This is a genomic window from Bacillus safensis FO-36b (assembly GCF_000691165.1).
In the GTDB taxonomy this organism is placed as follows: domain Bacteria; phylum Bacillota; class Bacilli; order Bacillales; family Bacillaceae; genus Bacillus; species Bacillus safensis.
Map to the genome: position 1 here is coordinate 1 of NZ_ASJD01000035.1, position 602 is coordinate 602.

1 protein-coding gene is annotated in these 602 nt (G+C 48.8%); it reads right to left on the minus strand.

The annotated features are described in order from the left end of the window. Nucleotides 1-602: AMP-binding protein (locus BA81_RS18955; protein WP_034284341.1), on the minus strand; the 602-nt coding region annotated here is incomplete at both ends.

Sequence of the window (602 nt, forward strand, 5' to 3'; positions counted from 1 at the left end):
ATCGACTTTTCCATTGGCCGTCATTGGAAATCGGTCTAGCTTTATGATCCATGATGGCACCATGTATTCAGGCAGTGTGCGTTTCAGGCTTTCTTTTAAGTCCTCTGTATCGTTCTCCGTGATCACGTAAGCGGTAAGGGTGTCCTGATCACCCGCATCTTTGACCGTTGTCACGACCGCTTCTTTCACCGAATCCAGCGTCAAAAGCTGCGCTTCAATTTCTGACAGCTCAATACGGAAACCGCGGATATTGACCTGATGGTCTATTCTGCCGAGATAGATCAGCTCGCCGTCCTCTGTCCATTTCACTAAATCGCCTGTGCGGTACATGCGCTCGCCTGGATAAAATGGATCTGGGACAAATCGTTTGTCAGTTTCCTCTGGAAGTTTCCAGTAGCCTCTCGCCAGTCCTTTTCCTGCAATCACGAGCTCACCGGGTACGCCTGGCGGCGACAGGTCGTATAACGAACCCATGATGTAAAAACGTGTATTGGCAATCGCTGTTCCTATCGGAATCGTGCCTTTTTCTGGATCGATCATTCCGCTTGTCGCTACGACTGTATTTTCAGTCGGACCGTAGTTATTCACTAGTTTGTATGGAA